We start from the raw sequence: 20,520 nt of genomic DNA on the forward strand, positions 1-20,520 counted from the left end.
TCGATCAGCGAGGTCAGCGTGAGGCCCGACCGTCGCGGGGCAGGGACGAGGCTGGCCATCGGGATCAGCCCTCGGCGCCGACGCCGGCGCAGAGAGCGGTGTCGATGATCCGCTCGGCCATCTGGGCTTCACGGGCGATACGGGCATCGAACCACGTCAGCACCAGCGAGGCCGGCATCGCCACGGCGAGGCCCACGGCGGTGGTCAGCAGCGCCACCCAGATCCCGCCGGCCAGCGCCGAAGGGTCGACGGCGGCACCGGCCTGTTGCAGGCCTTGGAACGCCTCGATCATGCCCAGTACGGTGCCGAACAGGCCCAGTAGCGGGGCCACCTGCGCCACGGAGTCGAGCAGGCGCAGACCGGCGCCCAGACGGGCCAGCCGGGCCGAGGCCAGACCAGTCAGTCGCGCGCGCAGGGCGCCCTCGTCATAAGCCGGCGCCTCGGCCGAGCGCAGGGCAGCGACGGCAACGCCCGCCAGATGCGAGGGCGCACCGGCAGCTTCGCGCGTCGCACGCTCGGCCTCGCCCCGGTCCCAATCGGCGAGCGCTTTTTCCAACGCGCCGTGGCGACCGACGCCAAGCCGCAGGAATTGCACCAGTTTCGCCAGGATCAGCGCCAGCGCGATCATCGACATGACGATCAGGATCATCACCACCGGGCCGCCCAGATCGGCGACGCGGCCGACGGCTTCGAAGATCAGGTTCATTGCAGCACCTCGACCGGCACGCGGCTTTCCAGCGCGAGGGGCTCGGCGCAGACGGCGCTGTCGGGTTCGCAGGCGGAGACGCCGTTGACCAGCAGGCGCGAGAGATTGTCACAGGCGAGGCCCGCGATCTCGAAAGAGCGCACCCGCATCCGGGCGGCGGGCAGGTCCTGCAGATCCAAGAGCGTCAGTGCCGCGACCTGACCGCCCGCGTCGAACAGTACTGCCTCCAGCACCAGCCGCTGCAGATCCGTCTCGGAATCGTTCTGGGCCACGAAGACCATCTGGCAGGCCCCGTCGCGCGGATGCAGCGCATTCAGCTCCAGCCGCACGGGCTCGGCATGGGCCGCCCCCGCGGCACAGGTCACAACAAGGGGGAGGATTCGGGATAGAGTCGCCATGTCTGCTCCGTAATCGGTCAGGGCCTGAAACACGTTGCTGGCTGGCCGGATCGGGCCTTGGCTGGCGAAGAGGCGGAAAGCGTTAAGCAAATTTCCGCTTGCATGTTTTCGCTAGAATGACCTACAGAAATTGTCAAGTAAGGCGCCGCCTCAAATCGGACGCCTCGCGCCATCCAGCCCTTTCGCCAGAGCCGCGCAGAGAAACCTGCCTCTTTGTGACCCGAAAGGACTGCCGATGAGCACTCTCGTCGTTGATGAACCCGCGACCCTGCGCGCGGCCCGTGCCGAGAACCCGAAAAGCCGCGCCCGTGATCTGGCCGAGACGCTGGGTGTGACCGAAGCCCATCTGGTCGCCGCCATGGTCGACGGGGTGGAGGTCGTCCGCATCGACGCGGATCTGGACCGGCTGATCCCGGCCGTGCAGACCCTCGGCCCGGTTCTGGCGCTGACCCGTAACGACAGCTGCGTGCATGAGCGTGACGGCAGCTACCTCGATTTCCGGGCGGGGGCGCATGCGGCGATGGTGCTGGGGCCGGACATCGACCTGCGCATGTTCCCGCGCCATTGGGTCCATGCCTTTGCCGTGCGCGAGGGCGAGAAGCGTTCGGTTCAGGTCTTCGATGCGGCGGGCGATGCGGTGCACAAGGTGCATCTGCGACCGGCCTCGGATGTCGCGGCTTTTGACGCCTTGGTGACGGCCCTGCGTCTTGAGGACCAATCCGACCGGCTGGAGACAGCGCCGCGCGCGCCGGTCGAAGCCGCGAAAGGCAACCCCGAGAAGCTGGAGATCCTGCGCAAGGAATGGGACGGCATGACCGACACCCATCAGTTCCTGCGCCTGACGTCGAAGCTGAAGATGAACCGCCTCGGCGCCTATCGCATCATCGGCGAGCCCTATGCCAAGCTTCTGCAACCCGAGGCCCTGAACGAGGCCCTCCGCCGTGCCGCGCATGATCAGGTGCCGGTGATGATCTTCGTCGGCAATGCCGGCTGCATCCAGATCCACGCCGGTGCGATCCACCGGGTCGAGCCAATGGGGCCGTGGATGAACGTCCTCGATCCCGGCTTCAACCTGCACCTGCGCGCCGATCACGTGGCCGAGGTCTGGCTGGTGCGCAAACCGACGCGGCACGGGCTGGCGATCTCGATCGAGGCCTTCGATGCGCGCGGCGCGTTGATCCTGCAGATGTTCGGCCAGCGCGAGGCCGGCTCCGAACAGGCGGACGATGCGGCCGATGCCTCGGGTCCGCTGCCGGGCACGCTGGGCTGGGCGGCGCTGACCGGGGCGCTGGCTGCCGAGATGGGGGCCTGAGCGATGCGTTCGCTGGCTTTGACCCTTGCCCTCGGCCTGATCGCCGGGCCCACCTTGGCGCAGGAGCGCGTGATTGTCGCCGGCTCGGCGCTGGGCGAGATCGTCGCGGCACTAGGCGCTGAGGACCGTCTGGTCGGGCGCGACACGACGGTGATGTACCCGGAAACGCTGACCAATCTGCCGGACATCGGCTATCTGCGCGCTCTCTCGGCCGAGGGGCTGCTGTCCTTGGGGCCGGATCTGATTCTGGCCGATGCCGATGCCGGCCCGCCGGAAACACTGGCGCTGGTCGAGGCGACCGAGGTGCCGGTGGTCCGCATCGAGGCCGGCTTCACCGAGGCCGGCGTTCTGGAACGGATCGACCGCGTGGCCGAGGCCCTTTCAGTCGATGCCACGGCCCTGCGCGCGCAGGTCACCGGCGATTTCGCCGAGCTGGCGCAGGCACGGGCCGAGGCCGCGCCGGTGCGGGCGATCTTCATCCTCTCGGCTGCGGGCGGGCGCGTGCTGGCCTCGGGGCAGGGGACGGCGGCGGACGGGATCTTCCAACTCGCCGGGATCGAGAACGCGGTGACCGGGTTCGAAGGCTACCGCCCGCTCAGCGACGAGGCGCTGGTGGCCGCCGCGCCCGAGGCGATCGTGATGATGACCCGCACCGGTGACCACGCGTTGACCGATGCGCAGATCCGCGCCCATCCGGCGCTGGGCCTGACCCCGGCGGCCGAGGCCGGTCGGATCCTTCGTATGGACGGGGTCTATCTGCTGGGCTTCGGTCCGCGCACGCCCGCCGCCGCGCGGGACCTGATGGACGCGCTGGGGGGCTGAGGCATGGTCGCGCTGCGCTTCACCGCCAACCCCGGCGACCGCGCGCCCCGCGCAAGGCTGGCGCTTTGGGCGCTGGGCCTGTTGCTGCTGCTCACCGGCGCCGTCTCGCTGGCCGTGGGCGCGGCCGGCGTGTCGCTGCCGCAGGTCTTAGCCGACTGGCTCTCCGGCGATGGGGTGGGGCTGCGCGAGCGGGTGATCCTGACGGACATCCGCCTGCCGCGCCTTCTGACCGGCGCCTTGGTCGGGGCCTCGCTCGCGGTGTCGGGTGCGCTGATGCAGGGGCTGTTCCGCAACCCGCTGGCCGATCCGGGCCTGATCGGCGTCAGCGCAGGCGCCGGGTTGGGGGCAATCTGTGCCATCGTTCTGGGCGGGGTATTGCCTTTCGGCGGGCCGCATCTGGTGCCTCTGGCGGCCTTCCTCGGCGGCTGGGGCGTGACGATGATCCTCTACCGGATCTCGACCCGCGCAGGGCGGACCTCGGTCGCGACCATGCTGTTGGCCGGGATCGCGCTCGCGGCACTGGCGGGCGCAGGGCAGGGGGTTCTGATCGCCCGCGCTGATGATGCGCAGCTGCGGGACCTGACTTTCTGGAACCTCGGCTCGTTGGCCGGGACGAGCTGGGCCAAGCTCTCCGTCGCCGGCCCGGTGATGCTGGCGGGGTTGATCGCCGCGCCGTTCCTCGCTCGGGCCCTGAACGCCCTGTCGCTGGGCGAGGCCGCTGCTATGCATCTGGGGATCCGGGTGCAGCGGGTGAAATCGGTGGCGGTGCTGGCCGTCGCGGCCTCGGTCGGGGCGGCGGTGGCGATCTCGGGCGGGGTCGGTTTCGTCGGCATCGTCGTGCCACACCTGTTGCGACTGGCGATCGGCCCGGACCACCGCTTCCTGCTGCCGGCCTCGGCCCTTCTGGGTGCGGTGCTGCTGATCGGCGCGGATATGGTCGCGCGGGTGATCGTCGCCCCGGCCGAGTTGCCGATCGGCATCGTCACCGCATTGGCGGGTGCGCCGGTGTTCCTGTGGCTGTTGCTGCGCAAGCGCGGATTGGTGGACCTGTGATGCTGCAAGCCCTTGATCTGCATGTCTCACTGAACCGGCAGGAGATCCTGCGCGGCCTCGATTTCACCGCCCATGCTGGCGCGCTGACCTGCATCGTCGGGCCCAATGGCTCGGGCAAGACGACCTTGTTGAAAGCTCTGACCGGTGAGCTGCCTTATGCCGGGCAGGTCAGGCTGGACGGCACCGACCTGTCCCGCCAGCGGCCCGAGGATCTGGCGCAACGCCGAGCCGTGCTGCCGCAATCCATGCCGCTGGCCTTTCCCTTCACGGTGCTCGAGATCGTTCGGCTGGGCCTCACCGGCGCCACCGCGTTGTCGGCGCAGGCCGCCGATCTGCCGCGTCGCGCGCTGGCCCGCGTGGGGCTTGAAGGCTACGAGGGGCGGCTGTTCCAGCAGCTTTCGGGCGGCGAGCAGCAACGGGCCCATTTGGCGCGGGTGCTGTTGCAGGTCTGGCAGCCCGTGGTCGACGGCCAGCCGCGCTGGCTGTTCCTCGACGAGCCCGTCGCCGCCTTGGACATCGGTCATCAGCTGCAGGTGATGCGGCTGGCGCAGGATTTCGCCCGCGCGGGGGGCGGCGTCGTGGCCGTAATGCACGACCTCAACCTGACCGCCTTGTTCGCGGATGCCGTCTGCCTGATGCAGGCCGGACGCGTGCTTGCGACCGGCGCGCCCGGCGCGGTCTTCACCGATCAGACCCTGAGCACGGCCTATGGCTGCGCGCTGAAGGTCTCGACGCCCCCGCCCGGCGGCGGCGTCTACATCTTGCCACAGGCAGCCGCCTGAGACATCCAGCCAGCGTCCCGCCAGCACCAACAACAAAGGAAATGGGGGACCCATGTCACCGAAATTCCGGCACGTCTGTGCCGTCTCCACGCTGGCGCTGACGACCGCGCTGGCGATGCCCGCCACCGCCCAAACGGCGGGCGAGGGCGTCTTCACCATGCTCGGCCGGATCATCCTCGGCGCCGGTCGCGCGCGGGTCGCGCTCGACACACCGCAGGCCGTGACGGCGCTGGAAACCGAGGATCTGGAGCGCGAGCAAGCCTCGACGCCCGGCGATCTGCTCCGCGCTGTGCCGGGGGCCGAGGCTTTTGGCGGCTCGGCCATGACCGGGCAGTTTCTCAACATTCGGGGTGTCGGCACCTCGACCTCGTCCGACGAGAACCGCATCGTCGTCACCGTCGACGGCGTGCAGAAATACTTCGAGCAATACCGCGTCGGCTCGCATTTCGGCGAGCCTGAGCTCTATCGCCGGGTCGAGGTCCTGCGCGGGCCGGGCTCGTCGATGCTGTACGGCTCGGGCGCGATCGGCGGCGTCGTGGCCTTCGAGACCCGCGAGGCCTCGGACTTCCTGACCGAAGGGTCCGACACCGCCATCCGCCTGCGCGCGGGCGGAAATTCCAATGGTGAGGGGCACTTCGGCTCGATCATCATGGCCCATCGCTTCAATGACCGGGTCGAGATGCTGGCCGCGTTGACCCGCCGTTTCGAGGGCGATTACGAGGATGGTGACGGCACCACGGTGACCGGATCGAACATGGATTCGATCTCGGGTCTGGTCAGCGGATCGGTGCGACTGTCAGACGAATCCGAGCAGGTTCTGCGCTTCTCGGCCTCGCGCTGGACCACCGAGGGCGAGCAGGTGCCTTATTCGGCCTATGGCAATTTTTCGATCTTCGGCAATGTCGACCGGACCGTCGTCGATGAGAGCGCGCAGATCACTTGGGAAAACCCGGCCTCGGACAATCCGTGGGTGGACGCCCGTGTTCAACTCGCCTGGACCCGCAGCCAAACCGATCAGACCAACGCCACCAACTACCCGGGCCATCCCTTCGCGCCGCCTTACGGCCTGTGGCAGGATTCGACCTATGCCTATGAGGGGCTGAGCCTCGATGCGCGCAACACCGTGACGATGCGGGGCGAGGGTTGGGAGAACTACCTGACCTTCGGCGCGACCGTCGCGCAGCGCGACCGCTTCACCGAAGTGGGCGGCGGCGGCTATGCCTCGCAGCCGGGCGGGACCAGCGACACCTATGGCCTGTATCTGCAAAACGAGCTGATCGTGAACCAGCGCCTGACCGTGCTGTCGGCTCTGCGCTATGACCGCACGCGACTGGAGGCGACCTCGGGCGCGGATGCAAGCCTGCTGAACCAGCCGATCATGCATTCCGGCACCGCCGCCTCGCTGGCCCTGCATTACGAGCTGAACGAGGCCTGGTCGGTGTTCGGCTCGCTCGCCCGCACCACCCGCCTGCCGACGATCGACGAGGTCTTCGACAGCGCCGATCCCACCGCGACCGACCCGCTGGGCCTGCGGCCCGAACATGCGCGCACGGTCGAGCTGGGCTTCTCGTGGACCGGGCGTGATGTCTTCGCGGGCGGCGATGGGCTGGAGGTGAAGGTCACGGCGTTCAACAACCAGTTCACCGACATGATCACCCGGACCGGAGGGGGCGTGCCCTTCACCAACATCGGCCGCGCCCGTATCCGCGGGGTGGAGCTGGAAGCCAGCTACGAGAGCGCCCGTTGGTTCGGCCGCGCCGCGGCCTCGGCCATTGAGGGCGAGAACCAAGTCTCGGGCGCGGTGTTGGGCTCGACCCCGGCGAACCAGATCACGCTGGAAGTGGGGCACCGGCTCCCGAGCCGCAACGTCGAATTCGGCTGGCGCGGCACCTTCGCGCAGGGGATGACGGTGGCCTCGGGCGATTATGTGCCGGGCTACGGCGTGCATGACCTGTTCGTCACCTGGCGCCCGACGCAGGGCGTGCTGCGCGATCTGGAAGTGCAGCTGGCGGTCAACAACATCTTCGACCGCTATTACTACAACGCGCTGGATGTGGGCGCCTATGGCTATGCTTATTCCAACCCGCGCGCGGGCCGCGATGTGCGCCTGACCCTGGGTCGGACGATCAACTTCTGATCGCTCAGGCCACGATCTCGATGCGGCCGGGCAATTGCTCGGCCGTTTCGCGTACCACCTCGGCGATCTGCATCAGCTGCTTGGCCAAGGGGCTGGAATTGCGCCAGATCATGCCGATCATCCGGCGCGGCTGAGGGTCCGGGAAGCGGGTCACGGCCACATCGGCTGATCGGGTTTCGACCGCCACCGCCATCTCGGGGATCAGGGTCACGCCGATGCCGGCGCCGACCATCTGCACCAGCGTCGACAGGGACGAGCCGTCGAGCAGCTCGCGTGGGGCGGCGCTTTGCAGGTTGCAGAAACTTAGCGCCTGATCGCGGAAGCAATGGCCTTCCTCCAACAGCAGAAGGCGCATCTCGCGCAGAAGGTCCGGGGTGGGGACGGGCAGGTTGGCCTCTGAGCGCGGGCGGACCAGCACAAAATCCTCGGAGAACAGCGCGACCTCGGTGAAGGCGGGCTCCGACACCGGCAGGGCGACGATGGCCGTGTCCAGGCGCCCCTCGTGCAGCTCGTGCAGCAGTTTCGGCGTCACAGTCTCGCGCACATGGATGTCGAGATCGGCGTTCATCTGCGTCAGCCGCCCGATCAGCGCCGGCAGCAGATAGGGCGCGATGGTCGGAATCACCCCGAGGCGCAGCCGCCCCACCAGCCGCTCGCGCGAGGCGCGGGCGAGGTCTTCCAGCTCATCCACCGCGCACAGGATCTCGCGCACGCGGCCGGCGAACTCCTCGCCGAAGGCGGTGAGGCGCACCTGACGCGCCCCCCTCTCGAACAGGGCCGAGCCGAGGTTCTCCTCCATCTCCTTGATCTGCATGGACAAAGCCGGTTGCGAGATGGCGCAGACATCCGCCGCCCGGCCGAAATGCCCGTGACGGGCGAGGGCCTCGAAATAGCGGAACTGGCGGAGGGTGAGGTTTATCATCAGAATAACTTATCGTCACAATCAGGAAATACAACTTATCCTAATGGAAATCGCTTGCTAGAGTGATTCTAACGAAGGTCGGGAGGATCCAACGACCGCGATGCCAAGACCACACGCCCTCACGGGGGCGGTGATGCCCCATGCCTTCGTGATGCAAGCAAACAGGAGAGAGCCAGATGGACGGGAACAACGCGGGCAAATGCCCGGTGAACCACGGCGGAAACACCGCTCTGGGCAAATCGGTGACGGGCTGGTGGCCCAATGCCCTGAACCTCGACATCCTGCACCAGCATGACAGCAAGACCAATCCGCTGGGCGCCGAGTTCAACTACCGCGAGGAAGTGAAGAAGCTCGACGTCGAGGCACTGAAGGATGACCTGCGCAAGCTGATGACCGACAGCCAGGATTGGTGGCCGGCCGACTGGGGCAGCTATGTCGGCATGTTCGCCCGTGTCGCCTGGCACGCTGCCGGGTCCTACCGTCTGGCCGATGGCCGGGGCGGCGCCGGCACCGGCAACCAGCGTTTCGCGCCGCTGAACTCGTGGCCCGACAACGTCAACACCGACAAGGGCCGCCGCCTGCTGTGGCCGATCAAGAAGAAATACGGCAACCAGATCAGCTGGGCCGACCTGATGATCCTCTCGGGCACCGTCGCCTACGAGGTCGCGGGCCTGAAGACCTTCGGCTTCGGTTTCGGCCGCGAGGATATCTGGCATCCGGAGAAGGACACCTATTGGGGGTCGGAGAAGGAATGGCTGGCGCCGTCCGACACCCGTTACGATGACGTCTCGAAGCCCGAGACCCTGCAGAACCCGCTCTCGGCGGTGCAGATGGGCCTGATCTACGTCAACCCGGAAGGCGTGAACGGCAAGCCCGACCCGATGAAGACCGCGGCGATGATGCGCGAGACCTTCGCCCGCATGGCCATGAACGACGAGGAAACCGTCGCCCTGACCGCCGGTGGCCACACCATCGGCAAGTCGCATGGCAACGGCAATGCCGGCGATCTCTCGGCCGATCCGGAAGCGGCGGATGTCGAATTCCAGGGCATCGGCTGGATGAACACCAAGGGGCGCGGCATCGGTCGCAACACCGTGGTGTCCGGGATCGAAGGCGCCTGGCCCTCGACCCCGACGCAGTGGGACATGGGCTATTTCGACATGCTGTTCGGCCATGAGTGGGAGCTGACCAAGTCGCCCGCCGGTGCCAACCAGTGGAAGCCCGTCACCATCGCCGAGGCCGACATGCCGGCCGACGTGGAAGACGCGGGCATCAAGACCATGCCGATGATGACCGATGCCGACATGGCGCTGAAGATCGACCCGATCTACAACGCCATCTGCCAGAAGTTCATCGCGGATCCGGCCTATTTCTCGGAAACCTTCGCCCGCGCCTGGTTCAAGCTGACCCACCGCGATATGGGGCCGAAGGTCCGCTACATCGGCCCGGACGTCCCGGCAGAGGATCTGATCTGGCAGGACCCGGTGCCCGCGGGCTCGACTTCGTATGACGTGGCGGCGGTGAAGGCGAAGATCGCAGCCTCGGGCCTGTCGCTGAGTGACATGGTCAACACGGCCTGGGATTCCGCCCGCACCTACCGCGGGTCGGACATGCGCGGCGGGGCCAATGGCGCTCGCATCCGTCTGGCACCGCAGAAGGACTGGGTCGGCAACGAGCCCGAGCGTCTGGCGCGCGTGCTGTCGGTGCTGGAGCCGATCGCGGCGGCCTCGGGCGCGTCGATCGCCGATGTGATCGTGCTGGCCGGCAACCTCGGGATCGAGCAGGCGGCGAAGGCTGCCGGCGTCGAGGTCTCGGTGCCCTTCGCGCCGGGTCGGGGCGATGCGACCGACGCGATGACGGACGCGGACTCGTTCAGCGTGCTCGAGCCGCTGGCCGATGGCTTCCGCAACTTCGTCAAGCAGGACTATGTCGTCAGCGCCGAGGAACTGCTGCTGGATCGCGCCCAGCTGATGGGCCTCACCGCCGCCGAGATGACGGTGCTGGTGGGCGGCATGCGCGCCATGGGCACCAACTACGGCGGCAGCAAGCTGGGCGAGTTCACCGACCGTCCGGGCACGCTGAGCACGGATTTCTTCGTGAACCTGACCGACATGGCCAATTCCTGGCATCCGGTCGGCGGCAGCTACGAGATCCGTGACCGCAAGACCGGTGCGGTGAAATGGACCGCTTCGCGCGTCGATCTGGTGTTCGGCTCGAACTCGGTGCTGCGCGCCTATGCCGAGGTCTATGCCCAGGACGACAACAAGGCGAAGTTCGTCAAGGACTTCGTCGCCGCCTGGACCAAGGTGATGAACGCCGACCGCTTCGACCTGAAGGCCTGAGCGATCTGACCTAAGGAAACGGGCGCGACCGAAAGGCCGCGCCCGTTTTCATTTTCGCCGGGAGGGGGCCTCAGCCCGCGTAGCCGCCCGTCTTGTGCCAGGTCCAGGCGTCCTTGATCATCACCTTGAGCGAGGACCGCGCCGGGTCCCAGCCCAGCTCGTTCAGCGCCGCATGGCTGCCCGACACCAGCGCCGTCGCGTCGCCGCCCCGGCGGGGGCCATAGCGATGCGGCACCTTGTGGCCCGTCGCCGCGCGGGCATGGCCGATCACTTCCTTGACCGTGAAACCCGCGCCGGTGCCGAGGTTGAACACCCGGCTCTCCTTGCCGTCGAGCAGCCATTCAAGGCCCAGCACATGCGCCTCGACCAGATCCATCACATGGACATAGTCGCGGATGCAGGTGCCGTCATGGGTGTCGTAATCGTCGCCATGGATCACCAGTTCGGGCCGCTGGCCGTCGATGGCCTCCAGCATCACCGGGATCAGATGCGTCTCGGGGCGGTGGCATTCGCCAACCTCGCCCTCGGGGTCGGCACCCGCCACGTTAAAATAGCGGAAGATGACGGTGCGCAGCCCATGCGCCGCGCGGAAATCGCGGAGGATTTCCTCGACCGCGCGTTTGGACGAGCCATAGGCGTTGATCGGCTGCTGCGTACTGTCCTCGGTCAGAAGCACCCCGTCCTGCTCACCATAGGTGGCGCAGGTCGAGGAGAAGACGAAGTCCAGAACGCCGTTCGCCACCGCGGCCTCGGCCAGCGAGAGCGAGCCCATCACGTTGTTGCGCCAGTATTTTCCGGGGTCGGACATGGCCTCGCCGACTTGGCTGAAGGCGGCGAAATGCATCACCGCCACCGGCTTGTACTCGGCGAAGGCCGCATCCAGCGCGGCCCGGTCCATCAGGTCGCCCTGCACTAAGGGGCCGTATTTGACCGCCTGCGCCCAGCCGGTCGAGAGATTGTCGTAGGTGACGGGCACATAGCCCTTCGCGGACAGAACTTTACAGGCGTGCGAGCCGATATAGCCCGCACCCCCCGTTACCAATACATGCTTCGTCATCTCCGAGGCCCTTCAGCGACCGGCCTTGGCGGCGGGCGCCGGCGCGCTGTCGTGCTGCGCGAGGCGGTCACGCATCAGTTCGATGAATTTGTCGCGGAACTCGTCGTGGTCCAGCGCATGGTCGACGATGGCGTTCAGGTAACCGAACTTCGAGCCGCAATCATAACGCTCGGCCGACATCTCCATCGCCGCGACCTTGCCCTTGGCGGCGAGGATGTCGATGGCGTCCGCCAGCTGGATCTCGCCCCCGGCACCCGGCTCCAGCTTGCGCAGCACGTCGAAGACTTCGGCGTTGAAGACGTAGCGGCCCATCGAGGCGAGGTGCGAGGGCGCGTCCTCAAGCTTCGGCTTCTCGACGAGGCCGGCGACGGTGACACGGCCATCGGGGCCAACCGGGCCCGGCTTCACGATCCCGTACTTGTGGACGACGTCTTCCTCGACTTCGGTCACACAGAGGTAGTTCGTCGGGTTCTGGTCATAGGCCGCGACCATCTCGGCAGTCGGCAGCGACTTGCCCTTCATCAGGTCGTCGGCCAGCAGCACCACGAAGGGCGCATCGCCCACTGCGGGGGCGGCCATGAGCACCGCGTCCCCGAGGCCCTTGGGCTCGGGCTGACGGATGAAGATGCAATTCACACCTTCGGGGACGATGTTGCGGACCATGTCGCGTTCCTTGTGCTTGCCCTTCTGGGACAGCTGGAACTCAAGCTCGAGGTTGGCGTCGAAATGGTCGCCGATGGCGCGCTTCGGGCGGCCGGTCACAAAGATCAGGTCAGTGATACCAGCGGCAATGGCTTCCTCGACAGCGTATTGCACGATCGGCTTGTCGATGATCGGCAGCAGCTCCTTCGGCATGGCCTTGGTCGCGGGAAGAAACCGCGTGCCTAGGCCGGCGACGGGAAATACTGCTTTCCGAATTTTGGTCATGATATCCTAGATTCCGTGCTGAAATTCACAAATAGCGCTCCAGTTGTACGCCTCCGCCTGCGTTACGGCAACAGGCGTCGCCGAGATGCGGCGGTGCAGCGCGCGTTCCCGCTCAGCCTATCCTGGCTGAGATCTGCGGGATGCGGCAGCGCAGCACCCTCATGGTGCAGGGGTCAATCTAGGCGGCGGACCGGATTCATCAACGCCATCAGCCATTCAATGGCGATGAACACGGCAATCGTGCCGAAGGTTGCCTGAAATGCGACCTGCCAGGCGGCGTGGCTGGCGGTATCGGCGGCATGATTGCCATTGAGGATCGCGCCGGCATCCGCGCCGCCGGGCGCCACCATGAACAGCACCAGCGAGGTCAGGGCCGTACCCACCACGGCGCCGATGGAGCGGAAGAAGGTCATCGACCCGGCGGCGCGTCCCCGTGCGGCATCGGGTGCCATGTGCTGTACCAGCGTGTTCATCACCGCCATGACCGTGCCCAAGGACAGCCCGATGGCGAGGTAGGTGGCCATCAGCGCGGGGCGGCTCATGTCCGGGCCAAAGAACGACAGGAAGACCACCAGCGAGCCACAGATCGGCAGGCTGATCGAGGGGAACAGCAGCGTCCGGCCCGTCATCGTCACGAGGTTGCCGGTGATGAAGCCCGCGACCCCCAGCGAGACGGTCAGCGCCAGCATCGAGGTCGCCGTGGCCACCGCCCCGTCCGAGCGCAGGATGGCGTGGAACAGCGGGATCGTCGTCACCAGAGAGACCATCGCCGCGCCGTGGCAGAACACCATGACCGAGGCGCGGGTGATGGCCGGAACCGCGAACAGCGCCGGGGGGAACAGCGGGTTGGTCGCCCGCCTCTCGGCCCGCACGAGGCCAAGGAGCGCGGCGATGCCGACCACGGCCCCTGCGGCGGCGATCCAGCGGCGACCCTCCTCGCCGGCCAGCTCGATCGCCACCGTCACCCCCAGCACCAGCGCCAGCAGCGTCACGAAGCCTCCCGCATCGAAACGCCGCTGTGCGCTGACCTCACGCGCGGGGACCTTCCACATCGCCAGCACCACCATCGCCAGCAAGGCCAAGGGCAACGTGCCAAGGAACATCGCCCGCCATCCGAAGGCCTGCACCATCAGTCCGCCGACCAACGGCCCGGCGGTCGAGGCCAGCACCGAGATCGCGGCGATGTTGCCTTGCGCGCGTCCCCGGTCCCGAGGCGCGACCACATCGCCGATCAGCGCCTGACTGAGCGCCATCAAGCCGCCACCGCCAAGGCCCTGAACCAGACGTCCGCCGGCCAGCACCTCGATCGTCCCGGCCGAGGCGCAGATCAGGGATCCGGCCATGTAGACCACCAGCGCCGTCAGCATCATCTTCTTGCGCCCGAAGGTATCGCCCAGCACGCCATAAAGGGGCCCGGCCACGGTCAGGGCAATCATGTAACCCATCACCAACCAAGGCAGGCGCCGCAACTGGCCCAGATCCGCCCCGATGGAGGGCAGGGCCACCGACACCATGGTCTGGTTCGCGATGGCCAGAAAGACCGGCACGCCGATGAGCGGCAGCAGCGCGAAGGGCGAGGCATAGACAGGGCGAGATGGCGAAACGGCGGCGGAAGCCGTGGCATCGGTCAAGGCGAGAATCCGGAAAGGGCATTGAAAAAGGCGCCAGCCCGAAGGGGGGCGGCGCCTTTCTTTAACAGGTTAACGTCCGAAGGGGAAGTGCTTCACGCGTACATAATCCCCCTCCGAGGCGCCGCTCAGCCGAAGCTGCGCTCGATCTGGTCGAGCGTCTTCATCGCGGCCAGCACGTCATGCACCGAGCCATTGGGCTCGCGGCCTTCCTGGATCGCGGCAATGAACTCGCGGTCGATGAGCTCGATGCCGTTGTTCGACACGGCCACATCCGACAGGTCGATGGGGTTTTCCTTGCCGTCGAACAGGTCGTCGTAGCGGGCGATATAGGTGCCGTTGTCGCAGATGTAGCGGAAGAACGTACCCAGAGGACCGTCGTTGTTGAAGGACAAAGACAGCGTGCAGATCGCGCCATTGGCCGCTTTCAGGCCGATGGACATGTCCATGGCGATGCCCAGCTCGGGGTGGTGCGGACCCTCAAGGCCATAGGCCTGAACGACCTCGCCGCCGGTCTGGTACTGGAACAGGTCGACCGTGTGGCAGGCGTGGTGCCACAGCAGGTGGTCGGTCCAGCTGCGCGGCTCGCCCTTGGCTTTCATGTTCGAGGGGGGGAAGAAGTAGGTCTGAACATCCATCTGCTGGCCCTTCAGCTCACCCGCCATGATCTTGTTGTGGATCCACTGGTGTGAGGGGTTGAAGCGGCGGACCTGACCGGCCATCGCCAGCACGCCCGTCTCCTTCTGCACCGCGCAGATCGCTTCCGAATCCTCGAGGCTATCGGCCATCGGGATCTCGATCAGCACCGGCTTGCCCGCCTTCATGCAGGCAATCGCCTGCTCGGCATGCAGCTGGGTGGGCGTCGCCAGAATGACCGCGTCCACGTCGTCACGGGCCAGACACTCGGCCAGATCGGTCGCGGCATGGCCGATGCCGCGCTGGGCGGCAAGGGCGTCGATCTTCTCGCGGGTCGGGCCCATCACCGAGGTGACGGTCACGCCCTCGATCGCGGCCAGCGCGTCGAGATGCTTGATGCCGAAGGCGCCATAGGCACCGGCAACACATATACGCATGGGGTCTCTCTCCCGTTACTCGGCCGCGAGGGTCTTGCGGCTGTCGTGGTAATCCTTGTTCTCAAGGATGATATGACCCACCGCCGTGTTCGAGGCGGGGACGTGGTAGTGACGGTGCACTTCGACGACATCCTCGTCCAGAGCGCCACGCATGACGTGCCACATCACCATCTCAACGCCTTCCGAACCCGCTTCGCGCAGGTAGTCGACATGCGGCATCTTCGACAGGCCCACGGGGTCCGAGGTCAGCTTGTCGAGGAACATGTTGTCGAACTCGGGGTTGATCAGGCCCGCGCGCTTGTACTGCAGCTGGTGCGACATGCCGCCGGTGCCGAAGATCATGACCTTCAGGTCTTCCGGATAGCTTTCGACGGCGCGGCGAATGGCCTTGCCGAGATTGTAGCAGCGGTTGCCGGTGGGTGCCGGGTATTGCACCACGTTCACGGCCAGCGGGATCACCTTCACGCCCCAATCATCCTCGGGCGTCTTGTCGCCATACATCACCGACAGCGGCACAGTCAGGCCGTGGTCGACTTCCATCTCGTTCATGATGGTGATGTCGAATTCGTCGAGGATCAGCGACTGGGCGATATGGCTGGCCATCTTCTGATGGTTGTAGACCATCGGCACCGGACGCGGGCCCCAGCCTTCATCGGCGGGGGTGAACGACGCGGCGCAGCCCAGCGCGAAGGTCGGGATCACCGAGGCGTCGAAGGCGGTGCAATGGTCGTTGTACACGAGGAAGACGACGTCGGGCTTTTCCTCGGCCATCCATTTGCGCGAGAATTCAAAGCCCTTGAACACCGGCTGCCAATACGGCTGGTCGGTGATATGGGTGTCCATTGCGACACCGATGGCGGGGACGTGCGAGCATCCCACCCCTGCGACGATGCGTGCCATTACTTGTCCTCCCATTCCGATTTGTAGCGATTGCCCTCGGGCGAACGGCCGCCGGCGAGCATCATGTCGCGGTAGGCCTCGACGCCCATGCCGGTCATCAGGCCGGCGAGGTTCTGGAAGTTGATGCCGTCATTGGCGGCCAGCTTCGAGGTGTAATAGATGTTGCCACCCAGCTCGAGCAGGCGGTTCCAGTCGCGCTTGAGCACCGCGTCGCGCTGCTCGGGCGTCATCGGATACTTGTCGAGATAGGTTTCCTGATCGGCATTGAACGCATCGCGGTTCTTCTGCAGGCGCAGCGAGATGCAGAACTGGTTCAGGTGATAGCCCTCGCGCGAGCGGTCCGCGTCGAAGACGAAGGTCCCGGGGATATCCTCGTAGTCCTTTTGCATTGGTTCTTCTCCCGTTTATCGTGGCGTTCCGTAACCTTGGCGCGATGCGGACTGCACGGCGGCGGGCGGAAACCCGATCGCGCGATGTATACATCCAGGCGGGGTCGGAGGGCCAATTGAATCAGCCCGCCTTCCATTGAAAAAAGCTATTCCACGCTCACCTTTGCGCGATCCCGAGGGGTGCCCGCACCGGGGCTTTCGGCCCGTAAAAGCTCAAGGAAACGGGCCTGCGTCGCGGTGGGACGCCAGCTGCTGCGATAGGTCAGGCCGATCGGTCGTACGCTGTTTTCCAGCGGCAGATCGAGGGCGACGATATGGCCGTCGGCGATCTCGGTCTCGACCTGATGCAGCGAGACGATGGAGACATAATCCCCCGCCGCCAATAGCCCGCGCAGGAACACCAGCGACGAGGCGACCACCCGCACCGGGGTCTGGGGCCGGTCCTGAATGCGCAAGGTCTCGAACAGATAGCTGCCGGCGGGCGTGGGTTTCGGCGGCGCGACCCAAGGGTAGGCGAGCGTATCTTCCAGCGTGACGCCGCGCTTGCCCGCCAACGGGTGGCGTGGATGGGTGACGACGGCCAGCGCGTCGTCGAACAGCGGCTCCTGCGTCACGTCCTCGGCCGGGGCAGGGTCGCGCAGCGCGCCGATCAGGCAGTCGAGGTCGCCCTCGCGCAGGCTGCGCAGAAGCTCGGGGTAGCGGCCGTCCACGACCCGGACCTGCACGCCCTGCGTCTCGGAGATCAGCCGATGGGTCGCCGCCGGCACGATCGAGGTCCGGGCGAGGGGCAGGGACCCCAGATTGAACGTGCCGCGGTCGTCGCCCAGCGCATGGCCGATTTCTTCAAACCCCTGACGGATCTCGGCCTGTGCCAGTTTCGCCCCCAGAACAAAGGCTTGCGCGGCCGTGGTCAGTTCGACCCCGCTGACCGTGGTCTGGAACAGGGGGACGCCCGCGATCTCCTCGAGGCTGCGGGCCGCGCGGTGGACGGTGGGTTGCGCCAGTCCCAATTCCTGCGCGGCGAGGGTGAAGCTGCCGGTCCCGGCCACGGCGATCAGCGCCCGCAATTGTGCCGCCGTCACGAGGTGGTCGAAGGCCGAGCGGGGCGCGCCGCCTTTCCAGCCCGAGCCATCGCGCGCGCCGTTCCTGAGCGCCGCGCGGGCACCGCTGTGCAGGTGGTTGAGCGCAGCCTCGACCCGGTTGGCAAACAACGCGCCGCAGGGGGTGGGGCCGAAGCGCCGGGTCCGGCGGACTAACAAGGGCGTGCCCAGATCCGCCTCCAGCCGCGCCAGTGCCTGTGTCGCGGCAGGTTGGGACAACAGGCAGCGTTCCGCCGCGACCGAGACCGAGCCGGACCGCGCGGTCTCGAGGAACACCCGCATGTGTCTCAGGTTCGGCAGGCTGTTGTTCATCTTGACCTCGAATAGCCAAAACTTATCCTACTTGCGGCTTTCGGAATAGGCAAATCCCGTCGCGTGGCGCATGGTGCGCGCGCAAGGAGGCCCGTCCCGATGAGAGGGCCGCCAAGGGAGAGACACGCGATGAGCACGCAACCGCAGCCGATGGACGCCGACTGGCTGGTCTATCACCCGAACCCCAAGACCCCGGATTTCAAATTGCCCGCCGGCGCGGTCGACGCGCATTGCCACGTCTTCGGCCCCTCGGCTGAATTCCCCTATGCCCCCGAGCGGAAGTATACGCCGGGCGACGCCGGCAAGGACAAGCTCTACGCGCTGCGCGATTTCCTTGGGTTCGACAAGAACGTGATCGTGCAGGCGACCTGCCACGGCAAAGACAACCGCGCCATGGTCGACGCCTGCCGCACTGCCGGTGACAAGGCGCGCGGCGTGGCCTCGGTCGGCAAGGACATCACCCGCGAGGAACTGCGCGAGATGCACGACGCCGGTGTGCGCGGCGTGCGCTTCAACTTCGTGAAGCGTCTGGTGGATGCGACCCCGCCCGAGGTCTTCCTCGGCATCGCCGACAAGATCCAGGAGTTCGGCTGGTCCACCGTCGTCTATTTCGAGGCGCAGGATCTAGAGGGGCTGGAGCCTTTCCTCGGTCAGTTGCCGGGTATCATCGTGGTCGACCATATGGGCCGTCCCGATGTGACGAAGGGCGTCGACCATCCGGATTTCCAGCGCTTCATCAACCTGATGGCGAACAATGAGAACGTCTGGACCAAGGTGACCTGCCCCGAGCGTCTGACCAAGGACGGCGTGCCCTATGACGACGTGGTGCCGTATTATCAGGCGATCGTCGACCGCTTCGAGGACCGGGTCCTTTGGGGCACCGACTGGCCGCATCCGAACATGAAATCGCATATGCCGGATGACGGGCTCTTGGTGGACTACATCCCGCGCATCGCCCGGACTGAGGCACAGCGGCAGAAGCTGCTGGTCGACAACCCGATGCGGCTCTACTGGGCCGATTGAGGTCTTTGACAGCGATCTAGAAAGGGGCGTGTCCTAGGGCGCGCCTTTTTTCTTTGGCCCGGAACAAGGTCGAAGCCCGCCGGGCCAACGCTCGTCCGCCCCCTCCGGGCGGGCGCTTTGGCAACGCCACCGCGAGGCATGAGGTCGTCCGGATCTGTCGGCATAAAGTGACGACCATCATTGTTGCTGCGTCCACCCGGCGGACGGGCGCCAGCCCTCTTCTCAGCATAAGTTTTGTGTCAGGGATATTCGTTTGCCGTCCGCAGCGGCGCCGATTTGATTCAGGTCAAACTCGGGTTGAAGACCGCATGAGAAAAACAGGCATGAGCGAAGGAGGACGCGCCATGCATGACATGCCCGGCTACGATTATCACATCGACATCCCCGGCACGGTCCTGTTCGACGGCAAGCAGGCCATGAAGGGCTATGCGCTGAACAAGATGTGCTACGATTTCAACCGCGCCGAGAACCGTGAGGGGTTCAAGGCCGACGAGGAAGGCTGGATGGCCAAGTATGGCCTCAACGACCAGCAGAAGGCGGCGATCCGCGCGCGGGATATCCTCGCCATGATCGATGCGGGCGGGAACATCTATTACCTCGCCAAGCTCGCCGGCATCTTCAAACTGTCGGTACAGGACGTGGGGGGCCTCCAGACCGGCCGCACCACCGAGGAATTCCAACAATATCTCGCCAGTCAGGCGTAAGGGGAGGCACGGACATGGCTCGTATTCTCGGTGGCATCACCACCTCGCATATCCCGGCGGTCGGCAACGCGATCCAGAAGGACTTGCAAGACGATCCCTATTGGAAGCCGTTCTTCGACGGCTATCCGAAGGTCCATCAGTGGATCAAGGACAACAAGCCCGATTATGTGATCAACATCTACAACGATCACGGGCTGGGGTTCTTCCTCGACCGGATGCCGACCTTCGCAATCGGCGCCGCGCATGAATACCGCAACGAGGACGAAGGCTGGGGCCTGCCCTCGCTGCCGCCGTTCCCGGGCGCGCCCGAGCTATCGTGGCACATCATCGAGTCGCTGGTGGCGGACGAGTTCGACATCACCTCGTGTCAGGAACTGGCGGTGGATCACGGCTTCGTCGTGCCGATGCAGCTGTTCTGGCCGGGCGCACCGAACAACCCCGACATGCCGCGGGCGGTACCGATCTCGGCCAATACCGTGCAGCACCCGATCCCGACGCTGAATCGCGCGCTGAATTTCGGTAAGGCGCTGAGGAAGGCGCTGCTGTCGTTCCCCGAGGATGCGAAGATCGTCGTGCTGGGCACCGGCGGGCTGTCGCATCAGCTGGACGGGCAGCGGGCGGGCTTCATCAACAAGGAGTTCGACCAGTATTGTCTGGAGAACATCGTCCACAACCCCGAAGAGCTGACCAAGATCACCCGTCAGGAGTTGGTCAAGAACGCGGGCGCGCAGGGAACGGAATTCCTGATGTGGATGATGATGCGCGGCGCGCTGGGCGATGACGTGACCGAGATCACCCGCAACTACCATATCCCGATCTCGAACACCGCCGCCGGCACGCTGCTGCTGGAATGCGCGTAAGCGAGGGGTTTCGCCCTCGTTCCCCGCGCTGACGCGCGGGCGCCTCGGGCGACCGGGCGGGGGGCTCTGCCCC

The 20,520-nt window shown here is 66.3% G+C and carries 19 protein-coding genes; 9 read left to right on the forward strand and 10 right to left on the reverse strand.

Annotation, left to right across the window (positions count from 1 at the left end):
* Positions 1-64 precede the first annotated feature (64 nt).
* Positions 65-706 carry a MotA/TolQ/ExbB proton channel family protein gene (locus BCY78_RS15975; RefSeq protein WP_068303947.1) on the reverse strand — a complete coding sequence of 214 codons (642 nt, stop codon included), beginning with the start codon at positions 704-706 and terminating at the stop codon, positions 65-67.
* Entirely contained in the window at positions 703-1,104 is a 402-nt protein-coding gene (locus BCY78_RS15980; protein ID WP_068303948.1) for a hypothetical protein, read from the reverse strand. Before BCY78_RS15980 ends, BCY78_RS15975 begins: the two co-directional genes overlap by 4 nt.
* A 235-nt stretch (positions 1,105-1,339) precedes the next feature.
* Here BCY78_RS15980 and BCY78_RS15985 point away from each other — a divergent pair, with 235 nt between their 5' ends.
* Genes BCY78_RS15985 through BCY78_RS16005 form a run of 5 tightly spaced genes read left to right on the forward strand, consistent with a single transcriptional unit; the run spans position 1,340 to position 7,210 of the window.
* Positions 1,340-2,416 (forward strand): hemin-degrading factor, encoded by a 1,077-nt coding sequence (locus BCY78_RS15985; RefSeq protein ID WP_068303949.1) that lies wholly within the window; start codon positions 1,340-1,342, stop codon positions 2,414-2,416.
* A 3-nt stretch (positions 2,417-2,419) separates the two neighbouring features.
* Positions 2,420-3,238 (forward strand): hemin ABC transporter substrate-binding protein, encoded by an 819-nt coding sequence (locus BCY78_RS15990; protein ID WP_068303951.1) that lies wholly within the window; start codon positions 2,420-2,422, stop codon positions 3,236-3,238.
* Between the two features lie 3 nt (positions 3,239-3,241).
* Positions 3,242-4,291, forward strand: coding sequence for an iron ABC transporter permease (locus BCY78_RS15995; RefSeq protein ID WP_068303953.1), 1,050 nt, complete (start codon positions 3,242-3,244; stop codon positions 4,289-4,291).
* Positions 4,291-5,073 (forward strand): heme ABC transporter ATP-binding protein, encoded by a 783-nt coding sequence (locus BCY78_RS16000; protein ID WP_068303955.1) that lies wholly within the window; start codon positions 4,291-4,293, stop codon positions 5,071-5,073. The genes BCY78_RS15995 and BCY78_RS16000 overlap by 1 nt, the downstream gene beginning before the upstream one ends.
* 52 nt (positions 5,074-5,125) lie before the next feature.
* Positions 5,126-7,210, forward strand: coding sequence for a TonB-dependent receptor domain-containing protein (locus BCY78_RS16005; RefSeq protein WP_068303957.1), 2,085 nt, complete (start codon positions 5,126-5,128; stop codon positions 7,208-7,210).
* Between the two features lie 4 nt (positions 7,211-7,214).
* On the opposite strand, the gene BCY78_RS16010 is transcribed toward BCY78_RS16005, so the two are convergent.
* Positions 7,215-8,132: a hydrogen peroxide-inducible genes activator gene (locus tag BCY78_RS16010; RefSeq protein WP_068303959.1), complete on the reverse strand. Its 918-nt coding sequence runs from the start codon at positions 8,130-8,132 to the stop codon at positions 7,215-7,217.
* A gap of 176 nt (positions 8,133-8,308) precedes the next feature.
* Here BCY78_RS16010 and katG point away from each other — a divergent pair, with 176 nt between their 5' ends.
* Entirely contained in the window at positions 8,309-10,474 is a 2,166-nt protein-coding gene (katG, locus tag BCY78_RS16015; RefSeq protein ID WP_068303961.1) for a catalase/peroxidase HPI, read from the forward strand.
* Between the two features lie 70 nt (positions 10,475-10,544).
* Here the strand turns inward: katG and galE are convergent, their stop codons facing one another.
* From galE to BCY78_RS16050, 7 genes are all read right to left on the reverse strand, one after another.
* Positions 10,545-11,531: a UDP-glucose 4-epimerase GalE gene (galE, locus tag BCY78_RS16020; protein WP_068303963.1), complete on the reverse strand. Its 987-nt coding sequence runs from the start codon at positions 11,529-11,531 to the stop codon at positions 10,545-10,547.
* A 12-nt stretch (positions 11,532-11,543) separates the two neighbouring features.
* Positions 11,544-12,458, reverse strand: a complete 915-nt coding sequence (gene galU, locus BCY78_RS16025; RefSeq protein WP_068303964.1) for a UTP--glucose-1-phosphate uridylyltransferase GalU — start codon at positions 12,456-12,458, stop codon at positions 11,544-11,546.
* A gap of 173 nt (positions 12,459-12,631) precedes the next feature.
* On the reverse strand, positions 12,632-14,089 hold the full coding sequence (locus BCY78_RS16030) for an MFS transporter (protein WP_068303965.1): 1,458 nt from the start codon (positions 14,087-14,089) through the stop codon (positions 12,632-12,634).
* Positions 14,090-14,214: 125 nt separating this feature from the next.
* Entirely contained in the window at positions 14,215-15,159 is a 945-nt protein-coding gene (locus tag BCY78_RS16035; RefSeq protein WP_068303966.1) for a Gfo/Idh/MocA family oxidoreductase, read from the reverse strand.
* Positions 15,160-15,174: 15 nt separating this feature from the next.
* Positions 15,175-16,059 carry a class III extradiol dioxygenase subunit beta gene (locus tag BCY78_RS16040; RefSeq protein ID WP_068303967.1) on the reverse strand — a complete coding sequence of 295 codons (885 nt, stop codon included), beginning with the start codon at positions 16,057-16,059 and terminating at the stop codon, positions 15,175-15,177.
* Positions 16,059-16,448 carry a protocatechuate 4,5-dioxygenase subunit alpha gene (gene ligA, locus BCY78_RS16045; protein WP_068303968.1) on the reverse strand — a complete coding sequence of 130 codons (390 nt, stop codon included), beginning with the start codon at positions 16,446-16,448 and terminating at the stop codon, positions 16,059-16,061. Before ligA ends, BCY78_RS16040 begins: the two co-directional genes overlap by 1 nt.
* A gap of 146 nt (positions 16,449-16,594) precedes the next feature.
* Positions 16,595-17,860, reverse strand: coding sequence for a LysR family transcriptional regulator (locus BCY78_RS16050; protein ID WP_068303970.1), 1,266 nt, complete (start codon positions 17,858-17,860; stop codon positions 16,595-16,597).
* Positions 17,861-17,989: 129 nt separating this feature from the next.
* On the opposite strand from BCY78_RS16050, the gene BCY78_RS16055 reads away from it, so the two are divergent.
* The 3 genes from BCY78_RS16055 to BCY78_RS16065 all read left to right on the forward strand — a co-directional run bounded on the left by BCY78_RS16055 (position 17,990) and on the right by BCY78_RS16065 (position 20,447).
* On the forward strand, positions 17,990-18,883 hold the full coding sequence (locus tag BCY78_RS16055) for an amidohydrolase family protein (protein ID WP_233499420.1): 894 nt from the start codon (positions 17,990-17,992) through the stop codon (positions 18,881-18,883).
* Positions 18,884-19,206: 323 nt separating this feature from the next.
* On the forward strand, positions 19,207-19,587 hold the full coding sequence (locus BCY78_RS16060; RefSeq protein WP_233499421.1) for a protocatechuate 4,5-dioxygenase subunit alpha: 381 nt from the start codon (positions 19,207-19,209) through the stop codon (positions 19,585-19,587).
* Positions 19,588-19,601: 14 nt separating this feature from the next.
* A complete protein-coding gene (locus BCY78_RS16065) occupies positions 19,602-20,447 on the forward strand; it encodes a class III extradiol dioxygenase family protein (protein ID WP_068303971.1) in 846 nt (281 codons plus the stop codon).
* Positions 20,448-20,520: the final 73 nt, after the last annotated feature.

It is taken from the genome of Pararhodobacter sp. CCB-MM2, assembly GCF_001691415.1.
GTDB lineage: Bacteria > Pseudomonadota > Alphaproteobacteria > Rhodobacterales > Rhodobacteraceae > Pararhodobacter.